General features: G+C 45.9%; 20 protein-coding genes. 12 read left to right on the forward strand and 8 right to left on the reverse strand.

From position 1 onward, the window contains the following. The first annotated feature begins 36 nt into the window (after nucleotides 1–36). From ppnP to ACTXGE_RS02970, 9 genes are all read left to right on the forward strand, one after another. A complete protein-coding gene (gene ppnP / locus ACTXGE_RS02930) occupies nucleotides 37–321 on the forward strand; it encodes a pyrimidine/purine nucleoside phosphorylase (protein WP_435949218.1) in 285 nt (94 codons plus the stop codon). A 182-nt stretch (nucleotides 322–503) separates the two neighbouring features. Further along, nucleotides 504–1,667 (forward strand): DNA topoisomerase IB, encoded by a 1,164-nt coding sequence (locus ACTXGE_RS02935; protein WP_443541905.1) that lies wholly within the window; start codon nucleotides 504–506, stop codon nucleotides 1,665–1,667. A gap of 148 nt (nucleotides 1,668–1,815) precedes the next feature. Continuing rightward, entirely contained in the window at nucleotides 1,816–3,495 is a 1,680-nt protein-coding gene (locus ACTXGE_RS02940; protein ID WP_443541903.1) for an AMP-binding protein, read from the forward strand. A gap of 58 nt (nucleotides 3,496–3,553) precedes the next feature. Next, nucleotides 3,554–4,339 carry an SDR family NAD(P)-dependent oxidoreductase gene (locus ACTXGE_RS02945; protein WP_443541902.1) on the forward strand — a complete coding sequence of 262 codons (786 nt, stop codon included), beginning with the start codon at nucleotides 3,554–3,556 and terminating at the stop codon, nucleotides 4,337–4,339. Between the two features lie 126 nt (nucleotides 4,340–4,465). Further along, on the forward strand, nucleotides 4,466–5,071 hold the full coding sequence (locus ACTXGE_RS02950; RefSeq protein WP_443541900.1) for a L,D-transpeptidase family protein: 606 nt from the start codon (nucleotides 4,466–4,468) through the stop codon (nucleotides 5,069–5,071). 324 nt (nucleotides 5,072–5,395) lie between these two features. Beyond that, nucleotides 5,396–7,993, forward strand: coding sequence for an ATP-dependent chaperone ClpB (gene clpB / locus ACTXGE_RS02955; RefSeq protein WP_443541898.1), 2,598 nt, complete (start codon nucleotides 5,396–5,398; stop codon nucleotides 7,991–7,993). Between the two features lie 151 nt (nucleotides 7,994–8,144). Continuing rightward, nucleotides 8,145–9,359 carry a PQQ-dependent sugar dehydrogenase gene (locus tag ACTXGE_RS02960; RefSeq protein WP_443541896.1) on the forward strand — a complete coding sequence of 405 codons (1,215 nt, stop codon included), beginning with the start codon at nucleotides 8,145–8,147 and terminating at the stop codon, nucleotides 9,357–9,359. A gap of 195 nt (nucleotides 9,360–9,554) precedes the next feature. Continuing rightward, the gene (locus ACTXGE_RS02965; RefSeq protein WP_443541894.1) at nucleotides 9,555–11,204 is read left to right on the forward strand and encodes a BCCT family transporter; all 1,650 of its coding nucleotides are present in this window, start codon (nucleotides 9,555–9,557) and stop codon (nucleotides 11,202–11,204) included. A 209-nt stretch (nucleotides 11,205–11,413) separates the two neighbouring features. Continuing rightward, the gene (locus tag ACTXGE_RS02970) at nucleotides 11,414–13,066 is read left to right on the forward strand and encodes a BCCT family transporter (RefSeq protein ID WP_443541892.1); all 1,653 of its coding nucleotides are present in this window, start codon (nucleotides 11,414–11,416) and stop codon (nucleotides 13,064–13,066) included. Between the two features lie 180 nt (nucleotides 13,067–13,246). Here the strand turns inward: ACTXGE_RS02970 and ACTXGE_RS02975 are convergent, their stop codons facing one another. From ACTXGE_RS02975 to dnaQ, 7 genes are all read right to left on the reverse strand, one after another. After that, on the reverse strand, nucleotides 13,247–13,627 hold the full coding sequence (locus ACTXGE_RS02975; protein WP_317198483.1) for a DUF3144 domain-containing protein: 381 nt from the start codon (nucleotides 13,625–13,627) through the stop codon (nucleotides 13,247–13,249). Between the two features lie 39 nt (nucleotides 13,628–13,666). Next, nucleotides 13,667–14,833: a methionine adenosyltransferase gene (gene metK, locus ACTXGE_RS02980; protein ID WP_317198482.1), complete on the reverse strand. Its 1,167-nt coding sequence runs from the start codon at nucleotides 14,831–14,833 to the stop codon at nucleotides 13,667–13,669. A gap of 206 nt (nucleotides 14,834–15,039) precedes the next feature. Next, the gene (nth, locus tag ACTXGE_RS02985) at nucleotides 15,040–15,735 is read right to left on the reverse strand and encodes an endonuclease III (protein ID WP_443541890.1); all 696 of its coding nucleotides are present in this window, start codon (nucleotides 15,733–15,735) and stop codon (nucleotides 15,040–15,042) included. Between the two features lie 66 nt (nucleotides 15,736–15,801). Beyond that, complete coding sequence (locus ACTXGE_RS02990; protein ID WP_443541888.1) at nucleotides 15,802–16,629, reverse strand: RnfABCDGE type electron transport complex subunit B; 828 nt, start codon at nucleotides 16,627–16,629, stop codon at nucleotides 15,802–15,804. 93 nt (nucleotides 16,630–16,722) lie between these two features. Beyond that, complete coding sequence (gene nudC, locus ACTXGE_RS02995; protein WP_443541886.1) at nucleotides 16,723–17,667, reverse strand: NAD(+) diphosphatase; 945 nt, start codon at nucleotides 17,665–17,667, stop codon at nucleotides 16,723–16,725. A 135-nt stretch (nucleotides 17,668–17,802) separates the two neighbouring features. Beyond that, a complete protein-coding gene (locus ACTXGE_RS03000; RefSeq protein WP_443541884.1) occupies nucleotides 17,803–19,494 on the reverse strand; it encodes a hypothetical protein in 1,692 nt (563 codons plus the stop codon). A gap of 164 nt (nucleotides 19,495–19,658) precedes the next feature. Then, complete coding sequence (dnaQ, locus tag ACTXGE_RS03005) at nucleotides 19,659–21,146, reverse strand: DNA polymerase III subunit epsilon (RefSeq protein ID WP_443541883.1); 1,488 nt, start codon at nucleotides 21,144–21,146, stop codon at nucleotides 19,659–19,661. A 264-nt stretch (nucleotides 21,147–21,410) separates the two neighbouring features. On the opposite strand from dnaQ, the gene ACTXGE_RS03010 reads away from it, so the two are divergent. Both ACTXGE_RS03010 and ACTXGE_RS03015 read left to right on the forward strand, forming a co-directional pair. Then, complete coding sequence (locus ACTXGE_RS03010; protein ID WP_443541882.1) at nucleotides 21,411–21,962, forward strand: hypothetical protein; 552 nt, start codon at nucleotides 21,411–21,413, stop codon at nucleotides 21,960–21,962. 59 nt (nucleotides 21,963–22,021) lie between these two features. Continuing rightward, nucleotides 22,022–22,321 carry a hypothetical protein gene (locus tag ACTXGE_RS03015; protein ID WP_317198475.1) on the forward strand — a complete coding sequence of 100 codons (300 nt, stop codon included), beginning with the start codon at nucleotides 22,022–22,024 and terminating at the stop codon, nucleotides 22,319–22,321. 113 nt (nucleotides 22,322–22,434) lie between these two features. Here ACTXGE_RS03015 and ACTXGE_RS03020 read toward each other — a convergent pair whose 3' ends face one another. Further along, nucleotides 22,435–22,896 carry a YkvA family protein gene (locus ACTXGE_RS03020; RefSeq protein WP_317198474.1) on the reverse strand — a complete coding sequence of 154 codons (462 nt, stop codon included), beginning with the start codon at nucleotides 22,894–22,896 and terminating at the stop codon, nucleotides 22,435–22,437. Between the two features lie 564 nt (nucleotides 22,897–23,460). On the opposite strand from ACTXGE_RS03020, the gene ACTXGE_RS03025 reads away from it, so the two are divergent. Continuing rightward, nucleotides 23,461–24,663 carry an LD-carboxypeptidase gene (locus ACTXGE_RS03025; protein WP_443541880.1) on the forward strand — a complete coding sequence of 401 codons (1,203 nt, stop codon included), beginning with the start codon at nucleotides 23,461–23,463 and terminating at the stop codon, nucleotides 24,661–24,663. The last annotated feature ends 79 nt before the right edge of the window (nucleotides 24,664–24,742 follow it).

The following is a 24,742-nucleotide window of genomic DNA, read 5'->3' on the forward strand; positions in this document are numbered from 1 at the left end:
TTCGATATTTAAATAAATCCAAATTTAAGGAAAATTATGCCAAGCGTTAATAGTTATTTTGATGACAAAGTCACGTCCATCGCCTTTCAAACGGCTACGCTTCCCGCTACTGTCGGCGTTATGGAAATTGGTGAGTACGAGTTTGGCACCAGCGAATTTGAAACCATGAGCGTAGTCAGTGGTGCGTTGACAGTCAAATTGCCTAAGAGCGATGAGTGGCAAACTTTCAAGGCTGGCGAGTCATTCACAGTAAAGGCCAATCAAAAATTCAATGTCAAAGTAGATGTAGAAACGGCTTATTTATGTACTTATGGTAAGTAGTGGTTTTTAGATACGGACTAGAACACTACTACTATAAGAACGCCAAGTGTAATGCTTGGCGTTTTTTATGCACAATACTTTTTTTACACAGTATTACACTTTGTGTGCGTCAAACACACAGCGCCGTATTAGATATTTACCTATGATTAAGCTCATAAACTTTACTTTTAAGGGTATAGCACATGATAACAGCGACTGAGCAAGTCATAGACGATCTGCGTCACGATTATGAGCGCTTAGCTCGCCGCGCAAAGCTGCGTTATGTCAGTGATGATGAGCCAGGATTTACGCGAGTACGCTGGGGTCGCGGCTTTACTTATCGAGATGAGGCGGGCAAGACGGTCAAAGACAAAGCCTTGCGCCGACGTTTTGAAGAGCTGGTTATTCCGCCGATGTGGACTGAGGTCTGGATATGCCAAGATGACAAAGGACATCTGCAATCGACAGGACGCGATCTCAAGGCGCGCAAACAGTACTTGTATCATCCCGCATGGAACAACGTGCGCGATGAGGCTAAGTTCGATGCGATGATAGGGTTTGGCGAGGCGCTACCTCTTCTGCGAGCACAAGTTGAGATAGATTTGGAAGCCGAGTCATTATCGCGTACCAATGTACTCGCAGCTGTAGTCAAACTGCTTGAGACCACCTTGATCCGTGTCGGCAATAGCCGTTATGCCAAGCTCAATAAAAGCTATGGTTTAAGTACTCTGCGTAGCAAACATCTAAGCGAAACGGATGAGGGACTCGCTTTTGATTTTGTCGGTAAAAGCGCTAAAGAGCATCATATCGAGCTGCAAGACGAGCGCTTGATAGAGATTGTACAAGCCTGCTCTGAGTTGCCAGGGTATCAGATATTTAAGTATTTAGATGAAAACGGCGATAAACAAGAGGTTGATAGCGGCGATATCAATGACTATTTGCGTGAGCATTTATGCGCTGAAAGTAACAATAACAATAGCGATGACAGATGTACTGACAAGCGTTATAGCGCTAAGGACTTTCGTACGTGGATGGCAAGTGTGCTGGCGGCAAGCTTTTTATATGATGTATTGCAAAGTAAAGAGGGCGATGAGATCTTAGCAAGTGCACCTGATAGTAAAGCGCGTCAAGACTTAGTCACGCAGATGGTAAAAGACGTGGCTGATGAGCTGGGCAATACGCCGTCTGTTTGCCGCGCATCCTACATTCATCCGCGCGTTATCGAGCAGTTTTTGGCAGGGCAGTTTTATGAGCCGTATAAGCAGGCGCGCCAAGGTCGTAGCAAAAACTTCCAAAGCCAAGACGAGAAAGCTTTACTTAACTTTTTAAAAGCGTCTAACCCTGATGACTTGTCTTCAGCAGCATAAAAATGAGACAGTATGTATTGAAATAAATATGCAAATGCGTTATTAATAGACAAACGTTAATGGTAATAGGTCGCTACCGTGAGAGATTCGGTATAGACTTTGATAACGACTTTATTTTTAGTTCATTATTTTGCTAAAGGATTAGCTTATGACCGCTGCCAATCATACTCAACCAATCAGCTACACTGATTATTATAACAACTTCACTATGGATGCCTTACTAGAAGAGATCTTTGGCACTCATGTCGAGGATCGTCTCAATGCCTATACCGCGTGCTGCGGTCGTCATGTACGTGATGGACGCGGGGGGCATACCGCACTGGTGCACGAAGATAACGCAGGCAAGATTACCCGCATGAGCTTTGGCGAGCTTGATGATGCTAGCAATACTATCGCTCAGCTCCTTAAGTCTTACGGCGTACAGGCAGGCGATAGGGTAGCGACTATGCTGCCGCGTACGCCTGAGCTACTCGTTATCGTACTGGCCACTTGGCGTTTGGGCGCGATATATCAGCCGTTATTCACCGCTTTTGGTTATGACTCTATCAAATACCGTATGGACAAAGCTGCGACCAAAGTCGTCTTTACCGACAACGATAATCGCAGCAAGTTTGAGGATTTAGCGAAGCGAACTAAGATGGTATTGGTCGAGCGTGCAACTGACGAGCAGACTTGGAATGATGACAATTATTACGAAAAATTTGCCGAAATGGCGTCTGAGTCAGAACCTATCGCTGCCGCCGAACTAGATACAGATGCGCCATTTCTACAGATGTTTACCTCAGGTACTGTTGGCAAATCAAAAGGTGTGAGCGTGCCTTTATCGGCGCTTCCTGCGTTTTATCTCTATATGCGTTATGCCATTGACCTACGCGAGGACGATCACTACTGGAATATGGCTGATCCTGGCTGGGCATATGGCTTGTATTATGCGATTACAGGGCCGCTACTAATGGGCGTAACCACTTACTTTAATGAAGCAGGCTTTGATGCGACCAACACTCGCGACTTTATGCTACGCCACAAGATTACCAACCTTGCCTCCTCACCAACCGCGTATCGTATGATGAAATCAAGCGGCGTGTTTGAAACCTCTAGCGATTCTGCTAACGAGTTATCCTTACGCTGCGCTAACTCGGCAGGCGAGACCCTAAATACCGAAGTGGTGAGCTGGATTGAGAGTCATTTAGGCTGCAAAGTCTGTGATCAGTACGGGCAGACAGAGACAGGCATGACGTGCTGCGAGCATCATGCTCTCGATCATGATTGCCCAGTAGGTTCTATGGGCATGGCATTGCCGGGGCATACACTAGTAGTCTTAGATGACGATATGCAAGTGCTGCCTGATGGTGACCAAGGTCAATTGGCCGTGGTAGTCAGTCAGTCGCCCGCGTTTTATTTCCCAGGTTATAGTTGGAATGAAAAGCAGGCGTTCTTTGAGGATTACTACCTGACAGGGGATGTGGTCGAGCGTCATAGCGATGGGACGTATTGGTTCTCAGGGCGCGACGATGACATTATCACCACCGCAGGTTATCGCGTCGGTCCGACCGATGTCGAAAATATGGTTATGGAGCATGACGCTGTTGCCGAATCGGCAGCGGTCGGTGTCCCTGATGAGATACGCGGTCACAATATCAAGTCGTTCGTGGTACTCAAAGATGGCATAACAGGTAGTGATGAGATTGCTCAGCAAATAAAAGACTTGGTACGCGCGCGCCTATCGACTCATGCTTATCCACGCGAGATTGAGTTCGTTAGCGCATTGCCAAAAACGCCAAGCGGTAAGATACAGCGGTTTTTGCTGCGTAGCTTGTCGGCAGAGTAGTCTGTCAGCCGAATAAATATCACCTATTCAAAATTTAAAATATAAATAAGGAAATAATATGCAAGTTAAAGATAATAGCTTTTTGGTCACAGGCGGCGCTTCAGGACTTGGCGAGTCAGTGGTTCGAGCGCTTGTGGCTCAAGGTGGCAATGTCGTCATCGCTGATCTCAATGAGTCAGCAGGACAAGACTTGGTCAGTGAATTAGGAGACAAAGCTCGCTTTGCCCGTTGTGACGTGACGAGCGGCAATGAGGTACAAGCGGCTGTTGATTTAGCAGAACAAGCATTTGGTGGCTTACAAGGCTCTATCAATTGTGCAGGTATCGCCGTGGTACAAAAGCTGCTCGATCGTGATAATAATCCAGCTGATCTTGAGCAGTTCACTCGCGGCGTCACTATTAACCAAGTTGGCTCGTTCAATGTCGCACGTTTAGTGGCTTCTAGTATCGCTAAGCGCACAGCGGCCAACGCTAGTCCTGACAACGAAAAAAACACAGATAACGGCATCATTATCAACACCGCCTCTATCGCAGCCTTTGACGGTCAAGTCGGGCAGGCAAGTTACGCCTCATCAAAGGCAGGTGTGGTTGGTATGATGTTGCCGCTGGCACGTGAGCTGACTCGTCACGGTATTCGGGTGATGACCATTGCGCCGGGCGTATTTGCGACGCCGATGATGAATACGATCCCTGAAAAGGCGCGCGAACAATTAGAGGCCGCCGTACCGTATCCCAAGCGTTTAGGCGACCCAAATGAATTTGCCAAATTGGTCACTCATATCATCGACAACGCTTATCTTAATGGCGAAGTAATACGTTTAGATGGCGCTATTCGTATGGTGTAAATCGTTTGGAGGCAAATTTTTAAAGAGACACTACTCTTTCTTCACTTAACCTTCATCGTTTTTACATACAGAAATCTTATTTTGTTTGCTATATTTATCATTATTCTTAGATAAAGTAGATTCTTTGTGTCACTCTCTACCAATACCATCAGCCAGCCAAGCAAGAGCAAGCATCCCAAGATCAGGGTGCTTGCTCTTTTTGCTATCGGTCTAGTCGCTGCGGGTATCATCGGTCTGGTTCGTTATGACAAAACCCCTTTTCGCACTCAAGGCTCGTATGCCAGTACAATTGCTATTCCAAGTAACGTAGCGATTGATAAAGTCTTCGTCGATAAGTCCGAGCGCACTATGCAACTGCTGGACGGTGATAGAGTCATCAAATCCTATCATATCGCCTTAGGAGAAAATCCCGTCGGACATAAGCAGCAAGAGGGCGATGAGCGCACGCCAGTCGGTACTTATACGCTCGACTACAAAAACGAGAACTCCATCGCCTATCGCTCTATTCATATCAGCTATCCAAATAGTGCGGACAAGGCACGCGCTGAAGCTCTTGGCGTCAGTGCAGGCGGTGACATCATGATTCATGGGCAAATGAATGGGCTAGGCGATTTGGCTTGGTACAATCAGCAGCGTAACTGGACGGACGGCTGTATTGCAGTCACTAATGATGAAATGGACGAAATCATGGATCTCATCACCCTTGGCACAACGATCGAGATTGTAGAATAGATATTTTTAGCCTAACTGAGTTATCGATAAAAAAACGTCTGTTTAAAACTTATCTCTTCTTTCAATATCTTGCTTGAAAATTTGCGCGGTATACCTATTAATAATATAAGCTTGATATCATTGTTTTTGGTAGGGTTTTAATCAAAGCTATATATCATCTGCTTTGGCCCTCACACTATAAAGTCATTATTTATTATTGACAAGGGCTAATTGGGAGTTGAAATCATCTCCTTTGTCCCTTATATAGATAGCAACCCAAGGTTAGCGGCGTCATTACATACTTATAAAAGTCGCGGCTAGCCATTTATTATTAGAGGATACTTTATGAGATTCGAAAAATTTACGCAAAAGTTGCAAACCGCTATACAAGAAGCGCAGAGCCTCGCTCTAGGTCATGACCATACCGGCATAGATCCCGTGCATCTACTGGCTGTCTTATTACAAGATGAGTCGAATTTGTCCATATGTCAGCAGGCAGGTGCGTCCATTCCTGCGCTCAAAAACGGCGTCGCCAAAGCGTTAGATAGCCAAGCGACCATTAGCGATCCCACAGGGGACGTTAACCTAAACCCAAACTCGGTCAAAATCTTGAACTTGGCAGATCGTCAAGCGCAAAAAGAGGGTGATGATTTTATCGCGACCGAATGGGTGCTTTTGGCATTAGCGGAGCAAGGCGAAACCAAAAAAATATTCGAGAGTGCAGGCGTTACGGCTAGCAAAATGAAAGACGTCATTGAGCAATTGCGCGGTGATGATACGGTTGATAGTCAAAACGCCGAAGATCAGCGTGATGCGCTTAACAAGTACACGATTAATTTAACGCAGCAAGCTGAGGCCGGTAAGCTTGATCCCGTGATTGGCCGTGATGAAGAGATTCGTCGTACCATTCAGGTGCTCTCACGCCGCACCAAAAATAACCCGGTACTTATCGGTGAGCCAGGCGTCGGTAAAACCGCGATCGTTGAGGGTCTAGCGCAAAAAATCATCAATGGTGATGTGCCAGAAGGACTACGCCGTAAAGAAGTGTTGTCACTTGATTTAGGCGCGCTAATCGCAGGCGCTAAATTTCGCGGTGAATTCGAAGAGCGTCTCAAAGCGGTGCTCAGTGATCTAGCTAAGCAAGAGGGCAACGTTATCTTATTTATCGATGAGCTGCATACGATGGTCGGTGCGGGTAAGTCTGAGGGTGCAATGGACGCCGGTAACATGCTAAAACCTGCGCTGGCTCGCGGTGAGCTACACTGCGTTGGTGCAACTACATTGGATGAATACCGCAAATACATCGAAAAAGATGCCGCGCTTGAGCGTCGATTCCAAAAGGTACTCGTCGATGAGCCAACCGTCGAGGACACTATCGCCATCTTGCGCGGTCTCAAAGAGCGTTATGAGCTGCATCATGGTGTCGATATTCAAGATAGCGCCATTATCGCTGCGGCGCGTATGAGTCATCGCTATATCACAGATCGCAAACTGCCTGACAAAGCGATTGATTTAATCGATGAGGCCGCCAGTCGTCTACGTATGGAGATGGATAGCAAACCTGAAGCGCTAGGTAAGCTCGATAGCCGCTTGATACAGCTTAAAATGCAGCGTGAAGTACTCAAAAACGAAGAAGATGCAGGCGCGCAAGCAGAACGCAAAATGCTCGATATGCAAATCGACGAGCTTGAAAAAGAATACGCTGATCTTAATGAAGTGTGGCAAGCTGAAAAGGCACTGGTCAAAGGCAGTCAACAGCTCAAAGATGAGCTAGATAAAGCCCGTATCGCTTATGATAAAGCCAGCCGCGAAGGCGATTACGAGACCATGAGTAAGCTGCAATATGAGACCATCCCGCAGCTTGAGCGCCGTATCAACGAGTCGGATTTGGCTGAACAAAAAGAGCAAGCCGGTGAGCCTGCAGGTGCTAAACTACTACGTAATAAAGTCACCGATAACGAAATCGCTGAAGTCGTTGCCGCAGCTACAGGTATCCCTGTGAGCAAAATGATGCAAGGCGAGCGCGACAAAATGATCGCTATGGAAGATAAACTCCATGAGCGCGTTATCGGTCAAGACGAAGCCGTCGAAGCGGTGGCTAATGCGGTACGCCGTAGCCGCGCAGGTCTATCTGACCCCAACCGTCCTTCTGGCTCGTTTTTATTCTTAGGGCCCACAGGTGTTGGTAAAACAGAGCTGACCAAGTCGCTTGCCAACTTCTTATTTGACTCTCAGGACGCTATCGTGCGTATCGATATGAGTGAGTATATGGAGAAGCATAGCGTTAGCCGTTTGGTGGGCGCGCCTCCAGGATATGTCGGTTATGAAGAAGGCGGTACACTGACCGAAGCGGTACGCCGTAAGCCCTATAGCGTCATCTTGTTTGATGAGGTCGAAAAAGCGCATCCTGATGTGTTCAATATCTTGCTACAAGTGTTAGATGATGGGCGTTTGACCGATTCGCAAGGCCGCGTTGTAGACTTTAAAAATACCGTTATTATCATGACCAGTAACTTAGGTTCACATAAGATTCAAGAGATGGTTGGTGAGAGTTACGAGGATATCAAATCTGAGGTTATGGAGTCAGTCGGGCAGCATTTTCGTCCAGAGTTTGTCAACCGTATTGATGAGATCGTGGTCTTCCATCCGCTCGGTATGTCGCAGATGGCGGGTATCGCTGAGATTCAGATTGATAGATTACGTCAGCGCTTGCATGAGCGTGAGCTCGATATCGAGTTGTCACATGATGCGATGAACAAGCTTGTCGCAGTTGGTTATGATCCAGTCTATGGTGCGCGTCCACTGAAACGTGCCATTCAGCAAGAGATCGAAAATCCACTATCGATGAAGCTCTTAGCTGGTGATTTTGTCGCAGGAGATATCATCAAAGTTGAAGTCGATGCTAATGACAAGCTGACCTTTGGTAAATTGCGAGTCAGTTAATCGTACCGATAGTATTATCCCAAACCCCTTATCTGCGAGCGCAGTTAAGGGGTTTTTTATAGAAAAACATAATCTGTACGCCAATTGTGCTCTTGCTTGCTATATTAGAAATATAGTCAATTTTACCTAAAAATAAATAGGGATAAATATTATGACCATTTATAGCAAATATAATAGCGCACCACTAGCCATAGCCGCATTACTAATAAGTACAGCCGCTTGCTCTGAACCGACAACAGCCAATATGGAGCAAAGTAGCTCAGCGAGCATGTCGCAAGCCAATGATACTGAAAAACCTGAATTTACGACTAAAGCTGTCGCCACCTTTAATGAGCCATGGGCGATGACTGCACTACCAAAAACAGGAAATGACGCGCTTGAGTTACTAGTCACGCAAAAGTCAGGTGAATTGCTTGTAGTCGATACGCAGACGGGAGCCAAAACCCAAGTCGCAGGTGTGCCAGAGGTGGCTTATGGCGGACAAGGCGGCTTAGGAGATGTGACTTTAGCGCCAGATTTTAGGATGACTAATGCCATTTATATCAGTCATGCCGAAGCGGGTAGTGGTGCTGATAGTAATAAATATGGGGCAAGGGTTATCAAAGCGACGCTTAGCGGTTTAGATACCGATAAGCCAAGTCTACAAAACATCAGCACTATCTGGCAGCAAAACAAAAAAATCGATGGGCAAGGACATTATAGTCATCGCTTGTTGTTCTCACCTGATGGACGCTACCTTTATATCAGCTCAGGCGATCGCCAAGAAAAACAGCCTGCGCAAGATATGAGCTTGAATCTTGGCAAAATTATCCGCTTGCATCCTGACGGGACTATCCCTAGTGACAATCCTTATGCCAACAACAACGACATCAGCGCCCAGTTTTGGAGTACGGGTCATCGAAATGTACTCGGTATGGCGTTCGATGAGTCGGGCCGACTATGGAGTAACGAGATGGGACCTCGCGGCGGTGATGAGTATAATTTGATCGTCAAGGGCAATAACTATGGCTGGCCTGTGGTCTCAAACGGTCGTAATTATTCTGGTACAGACATACCCGATCATGATACTCGTCCTGAATTTGAGCCGCCTAAAGTCTCTTGGACGCCTGTTATTTCACCATCATCTCTAAGTATCTACACCTCAGGCAGTCAAAACGACTTTCCAGCCTGGCAGGGCAAGGCTTTGATGAGTGGATTATCCTCCAAAGCGCTTATTGTTGTTGATATGGACGCGGCAGGCAGTGCCAGTGAGCGCTATCGCTATGATATGGGCGCAAGAATTCGTAATGTGACAACCGTAGAGGGTCAGGTATGGCTGCTTGAGGATGGCGATGATGGCAGATTGCTACAGCTATTGCCCCAATAACAATACTATCGCTCAATCACACTGCTACTGTTTTAATAGAGTAGTAGTTTTATTAATAGTGAAACAATGTTTTTAGTTGATGATATTGAGGTTTGTTTCTATTCAATAAGGACTTGTAAGTACTTGGTTTATATTTGATAGTTGTGCGTTATCTTGTTAAGGTAAAACTCCTAAAAAATTAAGGTTACTTAGCGAATGGATCATGTAAAAGTTGAAAGGCTTGGCCCTTTTCCTAGGGTAAACAAGCCCGTCTTCATCACATCGAGTATTCTCATTGTTGGTTTTATTATTTTTGGCGCATTTTTCACTGAAACTGCTGGTGCGCTTTTTAGTTATCTGCAAAGCTTTATTACGACTAACTTTGGCTGGTTCTTCATTCTACTTATGAATGTGGCTTTAGTCTTTTGTATTTATCTTATAGCAAGTCGCTACGGCGATATACGTTTGGGTCAGCAAACCGAGCGACCGCAGTACAGTCTGGGGTCTTGGATCGGCATGCTATTCTCAGCGGGTATCGGTATCGGTCTGGTTTATTGGGGTACTGCTGAGCCGTTATACCATTATATGGCGCCGCCAATGGCTGAACCTGAGACTATGGAGGCGGCCAAACAGGCGATGAATATCTCGTTCTTGCATTGGGGACTTCATGCTTGGGCAATCTACACCATTGTCGCGCTATCATTGGCTTACTTCCACTTTAGACGTGGATTGCCACTCTCTATTCGCTCAACGCTATACCCAATATTAGGTCAAAGAATCTACGGGCGCTGGGGCCATACTGTTGATATCTTAGCAGTATTTGGTACGATGTTTGGCGTTGTGACCTCTTTAGGTTTAGGGGTCATGCAGATCAACTCAGGACTTGAAAACCTATTTGGTCTTCCTAATAGTCTTGGTGTGCAATTTGCGATCATTGCCTTTATTACTCTGCTTGCTTGTGGTTCTTTGATGCTTGGACTTGATAAAGGTATCAAGCGCTTGAGTGATATCAACATGGGTTTGACAGGTTTGCTATTAGCATTCATGGTCATTTTAGGCCCAACACTATTTATCTTTGATAGCTTCTTTGAAAATATCGGTAATTACCTAGCGGCAGTGGTTCCACTTAGTTTTTGGGGCGAGTCGTATAGCGGTACTGATTGGCAGAGCGGTTGGACGATATTTTATTGGGCATGGTGGGTAAGCTGGGCACCATTCGTTGGTGTATTTATAGCGCGTATCTCTCGCGGTCGTACTATTCGTGAGTTCACTTTGGGTGTGCTACTGATACCGATGACTATTTTGTTCTTTTGGTTCACAGCTTTTGGTGGCGTAGCTATCCATATGGAGCTACTTGCTGCCCTTAATCCTGCTCTAGTAAGCCCTGGACTAATAGAGGCCGTACAAGCAGATACAGGTAGCGCAATCTTTAAGTTGGTTGAGTATTATCCGTTAACGAAACCACTTACTCTACTGATTGTCATTATGATTGTTTTGTGGTTTGTAACCTCGTCTGACTCTGCAAGCTTTGTCATTGACATGCTCACCGCAGGCGGCGATACCAATCCACCAAAGATTCAGCGTCTGTTTTGGGCAACGATGGAAGGCTTTATTGCCGCAATTTTGCTCGCTGCAGGTGGGCTTGGTGCATTGCAAGCGGCGGCTATTGTAGCAGGACTACCCTTTGCTATCGTCATCTTTGTCATGATGTATGCCTTGTGGCGTGGTCTTGGCCGTGATCGCTTGATTCTTTATCGTGCGCAGCAGCGTTTCATTACTGATGAGTCTATTGATCATAATACAGCTAATGAGTTCACTGATGAGCATCTACTAAAAGGGCCACCAAAGATCGTTAAAGGTGACTAAGTATTCATCATAGCGTTTAGACCCTAATTTATAGGTAAATTAGGGTCTATTTTTTGTCAAATATTTAAGTTTGCTTTGGTCATTTGATAAAACAAACTTGAATGTTTCACTAGTATTTTTAATAAAGCTAACACTGTTAGGTTAGCGTTAAATTTGATAATTGGCTCATACCTTGGTATGGTGACGCAATTTTAACTTTTGGAACCCCTATGGATCATGTAAAAGTTGGCCGATTAGGGCCTTTTCCGCGGGTAAATAAACCTGTATTTTTGACTTCTGCGATTTTGATTATTGTCTTCATTATCTTTGGTGCATTATTCAATGAGCAAGCAGAAATTGTTTTTAACGAAGCCAAAGCTTTTGTATCAATACGCTTTGGTTGGTTCTTTATTGTCGTGGTCAATCTGGCGCTCTTGATGAGTGTGTATCTTATCTTTAGCCGCTACGGTGATATTCGGCTGGGCCATCAAACCGAGAGACCTGAATACAACCTGATATCCTGGATCGGTATGCTGTTCTCAGCAGGTATCGGTATTGGGCTATTGTATTGGGGTACCGCTGAGCCGCTATACCATTATATGGCGCCGCCACTTGGTGATCCTGAGACCATTGAAGCTGCCAAGCTTGCGATGAATATCTCATTCTTGCATTATGGTTTTCATGTCTGGGCCATTTATGGCATTGTCGCTTTAGCACTGGCTTATTTTCATTACCGCGTTGGCTTGCCCTTAGCCATTCGCTCAACGCTTTATCCGCTAATCGGCAAAAAGATTTATGGCCCTATGGGTCATACGGTCGATACCCTAGCGGTATTTGGTACGATGTTCGGTGTGGTAACGACGCTAGGGCTTGGGGTATTACAGATCAATTCAGGTCTTGATACCTTGTTTGGTATCCCAAATAATATTACTACGCAGATTGTGTTGATTGCTGTGATTACTGTATTTGCAGGGATGTCACTGTTCTTGGGACTAGATAAGGGTATCAAGCGCTTAAGTGATATCAATATATTCTTGACGATCGTGCTACTGAGTTTTGTGATTATCTTGGGCCCGACGCAGTTTATCCTTAATAGCTTCGTCGAGAATATCGGTAATTATCTACATCAAGCCATACCATTAGGGTTATGGACAGAATCGTATGAAGGTGAAGAGAATTGGCAGCAGTATTGGACTATTTTTTACTGGGCTTGGTGGATTAGCTGGTCACCATTCGTTGGTGTATTCGTTGCACGTATCTCTCGTGGTCGTACGATTCGTGAGTTTATCTTAGGCGTGTTATTGATACCAGTTACCATACTATTTATCTGGTTTACCGCTTTTGGCGGTGCTGCGGTCAATATGGAGCTTATGGCGGCAGCTGATCCTGCTATTATGAGTCCAGGTTTGGTTGATGCTGTACGCGCAGACAGTGGTAGTGCGATCTTTGCATTAATGGAATTTTATCCCCTGACTGAAGCGGTATCCTTCTTGATTATCGTGATGATCGTACTCTGGTTTGTTACCTCATCAGATTCTGCCAGCTTTGTCATTGACATGCTGACCTCAGGTGGTGATACCAATCCGCCAAAGATTCAGCGACTGTTTTGGGCAGGTACAGAAGGTGTTATCGCTGCAGTACTATTGGCAGCAGGCGGGCTAGGAGCCTTGCAGGCGGCATCCATTGTCTCAGGGTTTCCTTTTGCCATTGTTATTTTGATTATGATGTACTCGCTTTTGCGCGGTCTAAGCCGTGATCGCTTGATACTTTATCGTAATCAGCAGTGGTTTATCACCGAAGAATCCGCTGAGCATAATTCAGCCAATGAGTTCCGCGATGAAGAGCTACTAGACGGACCGCCTCCGATCGATAAAGACGTTTAAATATAAATTATAGCTTTTATTGATTAATGCCTAGCTTTTATAAGCTGGGCATTTTTTTGTATGGTTAGTAAGAAATTTTCACTAGCAGTGAGTTATGAGTAATCAAGCCATTTACGACAGACAAAAAAACAGCCTATTATGAGAATAGGCTGTTTTTGATGGTGCTTGTGATTTTTGACGTTATTTAGCAGACTTATCATCTTGGTTAAGCTGTACGTAGTTATCAAAGTTCTGAGCGTAATCCGTTAAGTTATCGCTGAGCATTTGGCGATACTGTTTGACATAGAACTCAACAATATCGTCTTTTTCTTTGGCAAAATCTTCACCCTTAACGAAGCCAATAGAGGCGACTGAAGCGCTATAACGGGCAGCGGCGTATAGTAGTGATGCGCCTACTTGACCCGAATGTGCGTCTGGACCTAGCTGGCTGTTAGCCACGCCAATGATAGCGTCAGCACGCTGATAAAACGCCTGCATCTCAGGAGTAATCTCGACAGTGTTGTCTGTATTTAAACCATCTTGCTGAATAGGGTCATGATTTTGAACATTATCTTGTGACATAAGGGACTCCTAATAAGGGTAGTATGAGCATTATAAAATTTACAAACCGGCATCTGCTTTTAAAATATCGGCTTTGTCTGTTTTTTCCCAAGTAAAGGCGGTCTCAGAGCCTGGGCGACCAAAGTGTCCAAAAGTCGCCGTTTGCTGGTACATAGGTTGGAGCAAGTTAAGCATACGCGTAATACCGTAAGGGCGCAGATCAAAATGCGTGCGAATCAAGCGAATAATCTCATCGTTACTGATCTTGCTCGTTCCAAAGGTATTGACCGAGATAGACGTCGGCTCAGCGACACCGATAGCGTAACTCACTTGTACTTCACAGCGCTCAGCTAGACCTGCAGCGACGATGTTTTTGGCGACATAACGTACCGCATAAGCAGCGCTGCGATCGACTTTTGAGGGATCTTTTCCACTAAAAGCACCGCCGCCGTGACGCGCCATACCGCCATAAGTATCGACGATAATCTTGCGACCTGTGAGCCCCGCGTCTCCAACAGGGCCGCCGATAACGAACTTGCCCGTTGGGTTAATATGATAGCGGGTTCCTGCGTGTAGTAGCTCAGCGGGCAGTACCTGCTTGATAATATTCTCCATGATAGCTTCTTGCAAATCGCTTTGCGAGATACTAGGATCATGCTGGGTGGAGAGGACGACCGCATCGATAGCCACAGGGCGACTGCCATCGTATTTGAGAGTAACTTGCGCTTTGGCATCAGGGCGCAGCCATGGCAGATCGCCTGCGCGGCGCAGCTCAGACTGGCGCTGCATAAGACGATGGGCGTATTCGATGGGAGCTGGCATCAAGACGTCAGTCTCGTTACTGGCATAGCCGAACATAAGCCCTTGATCACCTGCGCCTTGCTCTTCAGGATCAGTGCGGTCAACGCCTTGAGCAATCTCAGGAGACTGTTTGCCGATCATATTGATCACCGCGCAAGTCTCGCCATCGAATCCTAAGTCTGAGTGATGATAGCCGATACCATTGACCGTATCACGAACGAGACGCTCGATATCGATATTGGCGGTCGTAGTAATCTCGCCCGCTAAAACAACCGCACCTGTTTTGACAAGAGTCTCGCAGGCGACGCGCGCTTGTAAGTCTTCACGCAGAATAGCATCAAGAATGGCATCTGATATTTGGTCAGCCATCTTGTCAGGATGACCTTCGCTCACGGATTCTGAAGTAAATAAACTGTATTCACGCATAATAGGGTCGCTTAATGGTAAGGACTGGAGTCTACAAACTCAGTCATTAGTAAAGGTATATCAAAATATAGGATAAAAATGACGCAAAAAATTAGCACATTTTACCGTGTATCGCGCCAAAACTCTAGCGGTGGATAGGACTATGACGTAACGTGATGTTGACGATACACTTTGCAGGTATCAAACGGACTTTAGTTAGACATAAGCTATAATTCTAAAAACGCCAGTTTATCTTTAAACATACACTCTACAAAGACAGGACACGCACCGCATTTAGGTGTACGCGCTTGACAGGTATAGCGCCCATGCAAGATAAGATAGTGATGCGCGTCCATCATCATATCCTCAGGTATACGCTCGACCAGCTTTTGCTCAACGATCAGCACATTTTTGCCCGTGGCAAGCCCTGTACGATTGCCTACGCGAAAGATATGAGTGTCGACCGCCATGGTAGGCTGACCAAAACCGGTGTTAAGAACAACGTTCGCCGTCTTACGCCCGACGCCTGCTAATGACTCAAGATCTTTACGGTTATCAGGCACTTGGCTATCAAATTTATCAATCAAATCACGGCAGGTCTTGATAATGTTTTTGGCTTTGGCATTATATAGACCGATGTTTTTAATATAAGGCTTTAGTCCTTCTTCGCCTAATTCCAAAATCGCTTTAGGGGTGTTGGCTACAGGATATAGCTGATCGGTGGCAATATTAACGCTGATATCTGTCGCTTGTGCTGAGAGAATAACTGCGATGAGCAGCTCAAAATTACTCTCAAAGCGCAGTTCGGTGACAGGGTCTTCAATCGTTGCCGCTAGCTTTTCAAAAAAAGGTCGCACATCACGATTGGGCATACGCCGTGATGGCGGCGTGTCAGCGGTTTTGTGTTTGACTGTTTTGCTCATATCAAGGGTCTTTATTTAATTTTTGGATACATTCAATTTATGCACTTAACAGCTAAAGTAGAGCATTCAAAGCTGCGCGAGCTCACTTTGTAGCGCTTCTAGCTCAGCTTGTTTTGAGGCATTAGGGCGCGCGCTAAGCTGTTTTTCAAGCTTTTTGATTTTGCTACGTAACTTGGCGGCGGCAATGGTGTTTTTTGCTTGCTGCTCACTGATATCTAGGGTCTGCGTGGCGGCGTTATTGAGCTTGGCCTCCATCATGCTGACAACAGGCTTTTGGTTACGACTACCCATGAGCTGGCGAGTCACGCGATTTAGATGCGTGTGATAACGATGGCGCAAATCGTCTTGCTCTTGCATGCGCTGTGACGCTGATAGCTGCCTGTCCACTACAACCAAATCAATGCAGTCAACAGGACATGGCGCGATACATAACTCGCAGCCTGTGCATAGATCAGTAAATATCGTATGCATATGCTTACCGGTACCAACGATAGCGTCGACAGGGCAGGCGGGAATGCATTTGGTACAGCCGATACAGTCATCCTCACGAATGATTGCGCGTACTTCAGTGGGTCGCTCTGAGCGCACATCGATTGGCCACTGCGATGGCGCAGCCGTTAGCGATTGTTGCTCATCGATAGAGGTCAGTATTTGTCTAATTGCATCTGTGACTGGCTGACCGCCTGGTACGCATTTATTAAAGGGTTCATTGCCTGTAACGATGGCAGTAGCATAAGGCAGGCAGCCATCAGGATGCTCGCATAGGCCGCACTGAGTCTGCGGCAGGCAGGCATCAATACGGGCAATAGTCTCTTGAACCTCTATAGGCTGCTCGTCTAAAGCTAAGGTATCAAACAAAATAGGGAGATGATCGAGACGGGTAATGGTTGACATCGAATAATAACCTTGCTGACTTTGGATCTAAAGATAGCATGAGCGTTGATAGCTAAATGCAGATTGTCAAACGTAAAAATATATAAATAGCGGCTACAGACTAACGCCTTCTTCGTGCGCAATTTGAGCAATAAGATTGTAAGCAATACTGCCTTTTGCAGGTATTTTTGGCAAGTTTGAGAGATCAAAGAAATCTGCATGAGAGAGTTCATCTTCTTGGAGCACAATATCACCGCCTACATAAGAGGCACGAAAGCCAAGCATCAAATTAGAAGGATAAGGCCAAGGCTGACTACTGACATAGGCAATATCTTTAAGAGTAATGCCAACCTCCTCGCCAACTTCACGCACGACCGCATGCTCCAAGCTTTCGCCTACTTCGACGAATCCTGCAATCAAGCCATATTGCAAAGGCAGCTTGAGGGTACCGTAGCGATGATGATGCGCCAATAGTATCTGCGTCTCACCTGTACTAGGGTTAGGGCGAGTGATAGCTGTGATAACACAAGGCTGTACGCGAGGATACTGACGCAAATTGCAGATGGGACATACCATAGAGCGATCGTTTTGCGCGGCTAATATAACGGGAGCGGCGCAGCGACTACAGAATTGGGTATCTGCTTGCCAGCGCAATAACTGCATGGCTTGACTGAGCTGATCGCAAAGGGCGGCTGGCAACTCGGTTATCAGCTGACGATAAGCCACAAACGCAGTTGTGTCGGTTAAGGGCAGCTTAATATTATGAGCAAGTGCGTAGTCATAACTAATCGCTATCGTCTCAGCTGCATTCTCATAGGCTACCATGTAAGACGTTGTGCTATCAGAGACATCATCAGATCTAACTGCGCTATAGTGCTTAGGGAGCCTGTGATGAGGCGCCACACTCTCAAAGAGTTGCACGCGACCAAGCTGATACTTTGGCGCCTCGCTGCTATTAGCATCCTCTAAATGTGGCAGCGCTACGGACAAAGGACGCATACCATCAGGCGTTTGTTGGCAAAGGATAGTATCGTCGTTGAGTATAAAAGCGCAGGTCATCGCACACTATCCAAAATTAAAGTTATAGTATTATTGCAACAGAGCAGCACTATGGAGCATAGCAGCACTATGGAGCCTAGCATCACTATGAAGCCTAGCAGCCAGTCGCCTTTAACGAGTCAGTTTAAAAGAGCATCACGCAGCAAACAATTGACTCAAACTATACTGACCCACATCAAGAGCTTGCTTATTTTGTGGTCTGTTATGCTCAAATCCATCGAGATGATAGTCTACGGCCATAATCACATCAGCGATATGGGCAAGCGTTTGATCCTCTATCGCTACTCCCTGCGCTATACGCTCCTCTAAATAAATGACCAATTGATTGAGCATACTAGCAGAGGCGGGCAACTGCAAAAAACGGACCGCACCGGCGACTTGTTTTAAAGACGTCGGCAGGGTCTCAATAAGGGACAGCTCGCGCGCGTTGTCTGCTAAGTAATCTGTAATCGATTGCTCAGCACTAGCGATACTACGGCGACTCTCTTGAACCAGAGTATTGTAAGCAGAGTTGAGCTGATGCAAAGAGATACGAGGATTATTCAAAGGCAGATACACCGCTCCAGGCGTGTGCATCTCAGCCATCGCTATCATAGCGTTCTCAGCCTGCACTAGCGCTAATAATAGATGATCGAAATCCTTGGGCTCAGGGTTTTGCCAGTTTGCAGTAGCTGCTGCGGCCTCATCTAAACTATCCGCTGCATCCGATAAACCAAGCAAACGTAGCGCTGAGCTCAAAGCGCGCAGATCATCGGTAATTTGCGTGGTCGTTATCTGATGCGATGGACGAGTGGCTGCTAGGTTGGCACGCGCATAATCATCGACTTGTTTTTTGATAGCATTGATTTGATCTTGGATAATACTATTGAGGCTATCAACCAGCGCGCGATTAGGACCGAATAAGAACTTGCGCATTTGCTCAAGTTGCGGCTCTTGGAGTCGGTTGCGCGCGTATTGTTTGCGCAGCGCTTCTACTTTAGCGTTATCGCGCTTACAGGCAAAACTGACCAAATCAGCAAACCGCTTATCCATCGCCGGCAAGTAGCCATAAAACTGCTGCTCTAGATAAATAAGCGTATGTTTTTGATCCAAACTCAAAGGCATAATAGCCGCAAGATCAGTGACCGCGGCCGAGGCGGCTTGCCAAAATAAGCTATCGGTATGAGCGGCGATCAAATCGCATGCATCACTCATAGCGTTAAGCTTTTGCTCATCTTCTGGCGTCAATTGACCTGCTTGATGTAATAAAGCCACACCAAGACCGCTACGATAAGCATAGGTCAAAAGCTCGCTGTCGAGATTTAGAGTATCTAATACCTGAAAGTTTTGTTCAGGATTGGCGATAGTGACGCTACTATTACCAAAGGCACTAAAGTAGTCAGACGCTATGGGATCAGCGCCGCTGTGGGCGCGCAACTTGTTGATAATAGGTAATAATAACGTAGGCTCTACCGTCTCTGTTAATAGTACAAATTCAACATAACGATCAAGCGTCATGATGGCCTCTGATAAGTCCATAATGAGTGCAGTATCGTTTTGCTCAGTGTTATCATGGATCCGCTGCAATCCTTGCGCGATAGCAGCGCTAAGGACTTGTCCACCTGCCAAAGAGATCAGCTCAAAGACGCAAGACAATTGCTCAAGCGCTTCCACGGAGTCTAGCAATAACGGCGCTTGATCATGATGATCGTTAAACTCAGTTAAATGCCTCTCAACCTGAGTCAATGTGGCAATAATCTCATCATATAACAGATGCAGAGATGGCAGATTAAAATTGGTCACACTTAAGCTTGGGGCGAGTAGTTTTATTTGCTCAGACTGGCTCATAATTGTTATTCCGTGTAGTGCCGATAGCAAGAGAGGGTAGACAAGGCTGCCATAAATGAGTTCTACAATAATGCAAATCAAGCTTTGTGTCTATGAGCATCCGCTCAGCAGCTTATCATTACATCTGTCTGTGATACGTGCAAGCTGTTATCTTTTTGGGGCGTTTATTGCGATATCTGAGCTTTTATTTCAGGATGTTTATCTGCCAAAGAGGCAAACCAGTGCTGATTGGCATCCTCATCTAAGCTTGATGCTAATAGCAAGGATGCCAATTCAGAAAAATTCGCATGCGCCGCTTGTCCGCCATCTGTCTGGATGTCCTCTTCAATAGCGAGCGTAACCTGACCCCCGGTCATCGCTAGATAGACTTCCGCTAGGATTTCAGAATCTAGCAGTGCCCCGTGAAAGGTACGGTCTTGCTTACCGACATTTAAGCGACGTACGAGTGCATCTAGAGTGTTTTTTTGTCCAGGGTATTGCTGCTTTGCCATCAATAGAGAGTCAGTCACTTGTACGCGCTCGGCGAAGTCTGACAAGCCTACTTTGGCAAACTCCATATTCAAAAAGTTCATATCGAATGAGGCGTTGTGAGCGATAATCTCAGCACCATCCATAAAGTCATAAAGATCTTTTGCGACTTGATCAAAGGTGGGTTTGTCGGTCAAAAACGCCTCTGAGATACCATGGATACGGATAACCTCTTCATCCATGCCGCGCTGCGGATTGATATAGACGTGAAGTTTTTCACCCGTAAACTTGCGCGCCACCATCTCAACAATACCGACCTCAATAATACGGTCGCCACCCAATGCCTCAAGCCCTGTGGTCTCTGTATCCATGATGAGCTGGCGATCAGTCTCATGACGATGGATGGGCTTTGGAAGCAAAGGACGAAAGTGTGGATTGGCGCGGCTGGTATCGCCATCAAACTTGGGAGCTGCGCTGTCAGTTGTAGGCATATCGCCGGTTTGATTATCAGGGTTTGTCATCTTAGTACTCGTAGTAGCAGTAGTATTTGGCTGAGTATTAGGCAAGTCTGGCTCTTGTTCATTCAGCTCATCCATCATATTAAAACCTAAAGGATCTAAATTGATCCAGTCGTCATCAGGCATTATTTGCGCTTTTTTTTTATCTATATCAGGTGCTAATGACTGGCGAGGCGGCTCATGACTAGAGGTGACACCGAGGTTTGCCAGCTCATCCGCTTTCTCATTACCCGCGTGACCGGCATGACCCTTGACCCAGTGCCAAGCGACCTTACGGTTCTGACAATTCTCATCTAGCAATTGCCACAGATCTTGGTTGGCAACAGGTTTTTTGCTTGCCGTTTTCCAGCCCCGCTTTTTCCAGCCCTCAATCCACTCTGTTATGCCTTTTTGAACATAACTAGAGTCAGTCCAAATCTCAATCTTTTGCGCCTTTGGACTATGCTCAAGCGCCTTGATCGCGCCCATAAGCTCCATACGATTATTGGTCGTCGCATCAGCGCCGCCATATAAATCCTGCGTACGTCCATCGCTAAATATAAGGTGTGCGCCCCAACCACCAGCGCCAGGATTACCTTTACAAGCGCCGTCAGTGTAGGCAACTGTAGTATCTAGTTTGGCGTCTAAAGGGTTAGGGGCGACTGATAAAGATGGATTGTCTGACATAAAAACTCAATGAATTAAGATAAAAATAGAGGATTGCGTAGGGTCTTAGACGCAGATAAAAAACCAGTATCGAGCGTATTTTAGCAAATAATAGCTGTGAGATTTATGCCTTTGATTATAGCAAATACGTCGTCGATAGGGGCGACTGTCAGCAATAAACTCCTAAAACCACATATCACAACAAAACCAGATTTATTTTTTTGCTAAAATTATCGCAAACGCGCATTGCATCGCTTCTACCTCATTATTTAGGAAAACCCTAGCATGTCATTACTTCAAACCGTTAGACGTCACCGATTAGCAGCATGTAAAGTTGTCTTGGTTGTGAGTAGTGCCTTAGTGTTTATAGGTTGTAGCAACGACACCACGGCAGATGGCGTAGTAGCTACCGCGTCACCTAACTTGTCTGTATTTGACGGCTGCTATACGGTCAGCCATGATGAGCCTGCTCAAATAAAGGTGAGCGAGATTGATGGGATGCGCGTGATGCAAATGAAAGAGCCTGCCAGTAGCGGGCGAGTTTGGGATGATCCTGAGCCTTTAGAGGTGCTCGATAACAGTGAAATACCGACCTATTTTTCTATTGACCCTGACAATGTCGATGCCCTCATCGCGCGTCCTGATAGAGTGCTGGTACTCGCCCATGTCAAGCCTGTCTATGCTAATATCGACCCGCTACTTGACAGCGAATATCTATCCTACATCTACCGCGGCGCTAATACCATCTACCGCGTCGAGTGCGATGATATCAATACCGATATTTTGGCTAATCCGCATGCCGATATCGTCATTGATAATGTGAACGAAAGCATTTGATATCGCTTGATAGAATAGGTAAATCTTGTCAATCAAAAACGATTAATTGAGTTAAAAATATGAATTTTTTGGGTTATGTGGTGTTGGGCGGCCTATCTTATGCAGCAGGCTGGGCGGTTCGACTTTATTTGCTTGACAAAAACCCTGAGCAGCCTTATCACCTAAAACATCCAGCGATTTTGGGTTATCTGGCTGGCTTCTTTATTGTTATGCTAATTGTGTCGTGGATGCTGGGGCGCTATATCCTTGGGCATGTCGCTCTTGATCTGCCTTTTATTATAGTCAACAGTCTCGTTGCCACCTTTGTCTACTCATTTGGTCTTAATCCAGAAAAAGCCAATTATGACGTTCCAGACTAGGACAAGTTTGAGACGATTAGCGCGATTAAGCGAGTAAATAAAAACACGGTTAATGAGTCTCTCATTGAGCGTGTTTTTGCTACAAGTACTACCTGATAGCTATGGTGAGCGAGTTATTTTGACTCTTTAGCGGATTTCTTTTTGTCCTTGTCTTTATTCTGCGCCTTTTCATCCGTAGTCTCTGATGGTTTGTCACCATCTTTGGCTGCTGTCTGCTCATCTTTCCAAGTTTTGTACTTTAGCAGATCCTTTTCCATCAGCTTGAGACAAAACTTGAGTACCAGTGCATCATCGATCTGACCGATAAACGGTATAAAGTCTGGAATGATATCGATAGGGTTTAGGACATAGAGTAGGCCAACCACTGCTGCTGATATGGTCTTGTAGGGAATATCGCGATAATTGCCTTGATAGTAGTCTTTTACTAGGCTTAGCAAAAGGAGCAAATCCTTGGCGTAACGCTCAAGGCCGCGACCGTTCTCAAGTTGATCATTTAATTTATCTTCTTTACCTAAGATAAGCTTCATATTGTCGATGAGATTTTTATTGTCTTTGTCTTTTTCTTTGTCAGCCATTTTTATATCCTTAATTTTGGTCGTTAGTTATTGTATGTCAGGCGCTCCTTACTATAGCAAGAGTCGTGAGTGCATCCAAATAAGACTATGAGTGACTGTGTATCGTTTTGTTGTGATAAATTAAATGTGGCAACTGATTCTACCGCTTTGAGCTGCGTTATAATGCGAGGTCAAAAATAAAGACTGAGTACGCGTTACGCTTTTGTAAAAGACGTTCTTAGTATCTATTTAGATAACTAAGGCGTGTTGAACATTCAACCATGGCACTGCTGATCGCTGCTAGTTTATCAAAGCTGTGTTCCAGACATGGCGCAAGTTAAAGATAATGTCTAGACCTTAGCTAGACTTGCAACACACTGCTTATATAGAGCTGGGGGGCAATTTTAGCATCAGCCTGAAAGGACAGGACTCTTTTTTGCCGCTCCTTTGATAAAAATAGACGCTTAGAATGACTAAACTTACTATTTTTATCTTTGAATCGACTAAAAAATAGTCTCTGTCAGTGCGTATTTGTGAATTATCAAACACGCCCTAGCATCAGTCAAATTATTAAAAGGTATATCAATGGTTACTATCTTATCAAGACTAAACCGTCGCCAGTTTTTACAGCGTTTAGGCGCAGGTGCAAGCATTGGTATGCTGGCAAAGCCAAGTGTAGCAAGCACACTAGCGCTTGATGGTTTTGATAGTAGTCCGCTAACCAAGGATGATTTGCCAAGGACAGTTGCCCGTGACCCTGTGTCATCAGCATTCGCGCCGCCTACTTGTATTACGCCTACTATCGAGACGCGGCTATTTGCCAGCTCCAACGTCGGCGGTAGTGATGAGCGCAATGCATTGGGACTCCAGCGTTTGGCTTGCGCTGGGTTTAGAGTGGATAATCCTAGTATCGTTAGCCGCCAGTATTTGCGTTTTGCTGGTACGGACTCGCAGCGCGCCGGCGACTTACAGAACATCGCTACAGGGGCGATAGCCGCGCCCAAATTGCTCCTTGGCGTGCGCGGTGGCTACGGGGCCATGCGCATGCTGCCTATGATCGACTGGGCGACATTAGGACGTATCATGACAGAGCGCGGTACGATACTAGCAGGCTTTAGCGATGTGACCGCCATTCAGTGCGCACTACTGGCACAAGGCGCTATGAGCTCGCTTGCCGCGCCTATGCTCTATAGCGAGTTTGGCAAAATAACGCCAGATCAAGTCAGCTGCCGTCAGTTCGCCCAAGCGCTTAGCGATCCAAATCTGAGCATAGAGATCAATAGTGCGGCGCTCACTGGCGACAATCTGCCTGCTATTTTGGCAACCAAGGATAGTCAGGCGATGACAGGTACGATATGGGGCGGCAATCTGAGTGTGGTGTCATCGCTAGCAGGTAGCGCGTATCTGCCGCGTATCGATGGCGGTATTGTGTTCTTAGAGGACGTCGGCGAGCAGCCTTATCGCATTGAGCGTATGCTCTATGATTTGTACCTAGCAGGTGTATTTCAGGATCAGCAGGCGATTGTCTTTGGCTCACTTACAGGGACTGGCGAGGATAGCTACGATAAGCGCTATGACGTCGCCACAGTAGTGCGTCAGCTGCACAAGCTCACAGGTCTGCCTATCTATAGTGGTATGACCTTTGGACATATCGCGCAAAAACATAGCTTTCCATTGGGAGCGAATTGTACTATTCGCCCAAATACAGTTGGCGGCTATCAACTTAGGTTCTCAGATTATCCCACTATTGAGGCTGATGCTATCAGCGCTGAGGGGTTGTGGGCTTAGTAGGTCTACAGCCAAACCCCAAAAATAAGTTGGTAGATAAACTTGCTTAAAAGTACAATCTCGCTAAAATTGTTAGCAC

This window comes from Psychrobacter sp. T6-4, from assembly GCF_052258425.1.
Taxonomy (GTDB): Bacteria; Pseudomonadota; Gammaproteobacteria; order Pseudomonadales; family Moraxellaceae; genus Psychrobacter.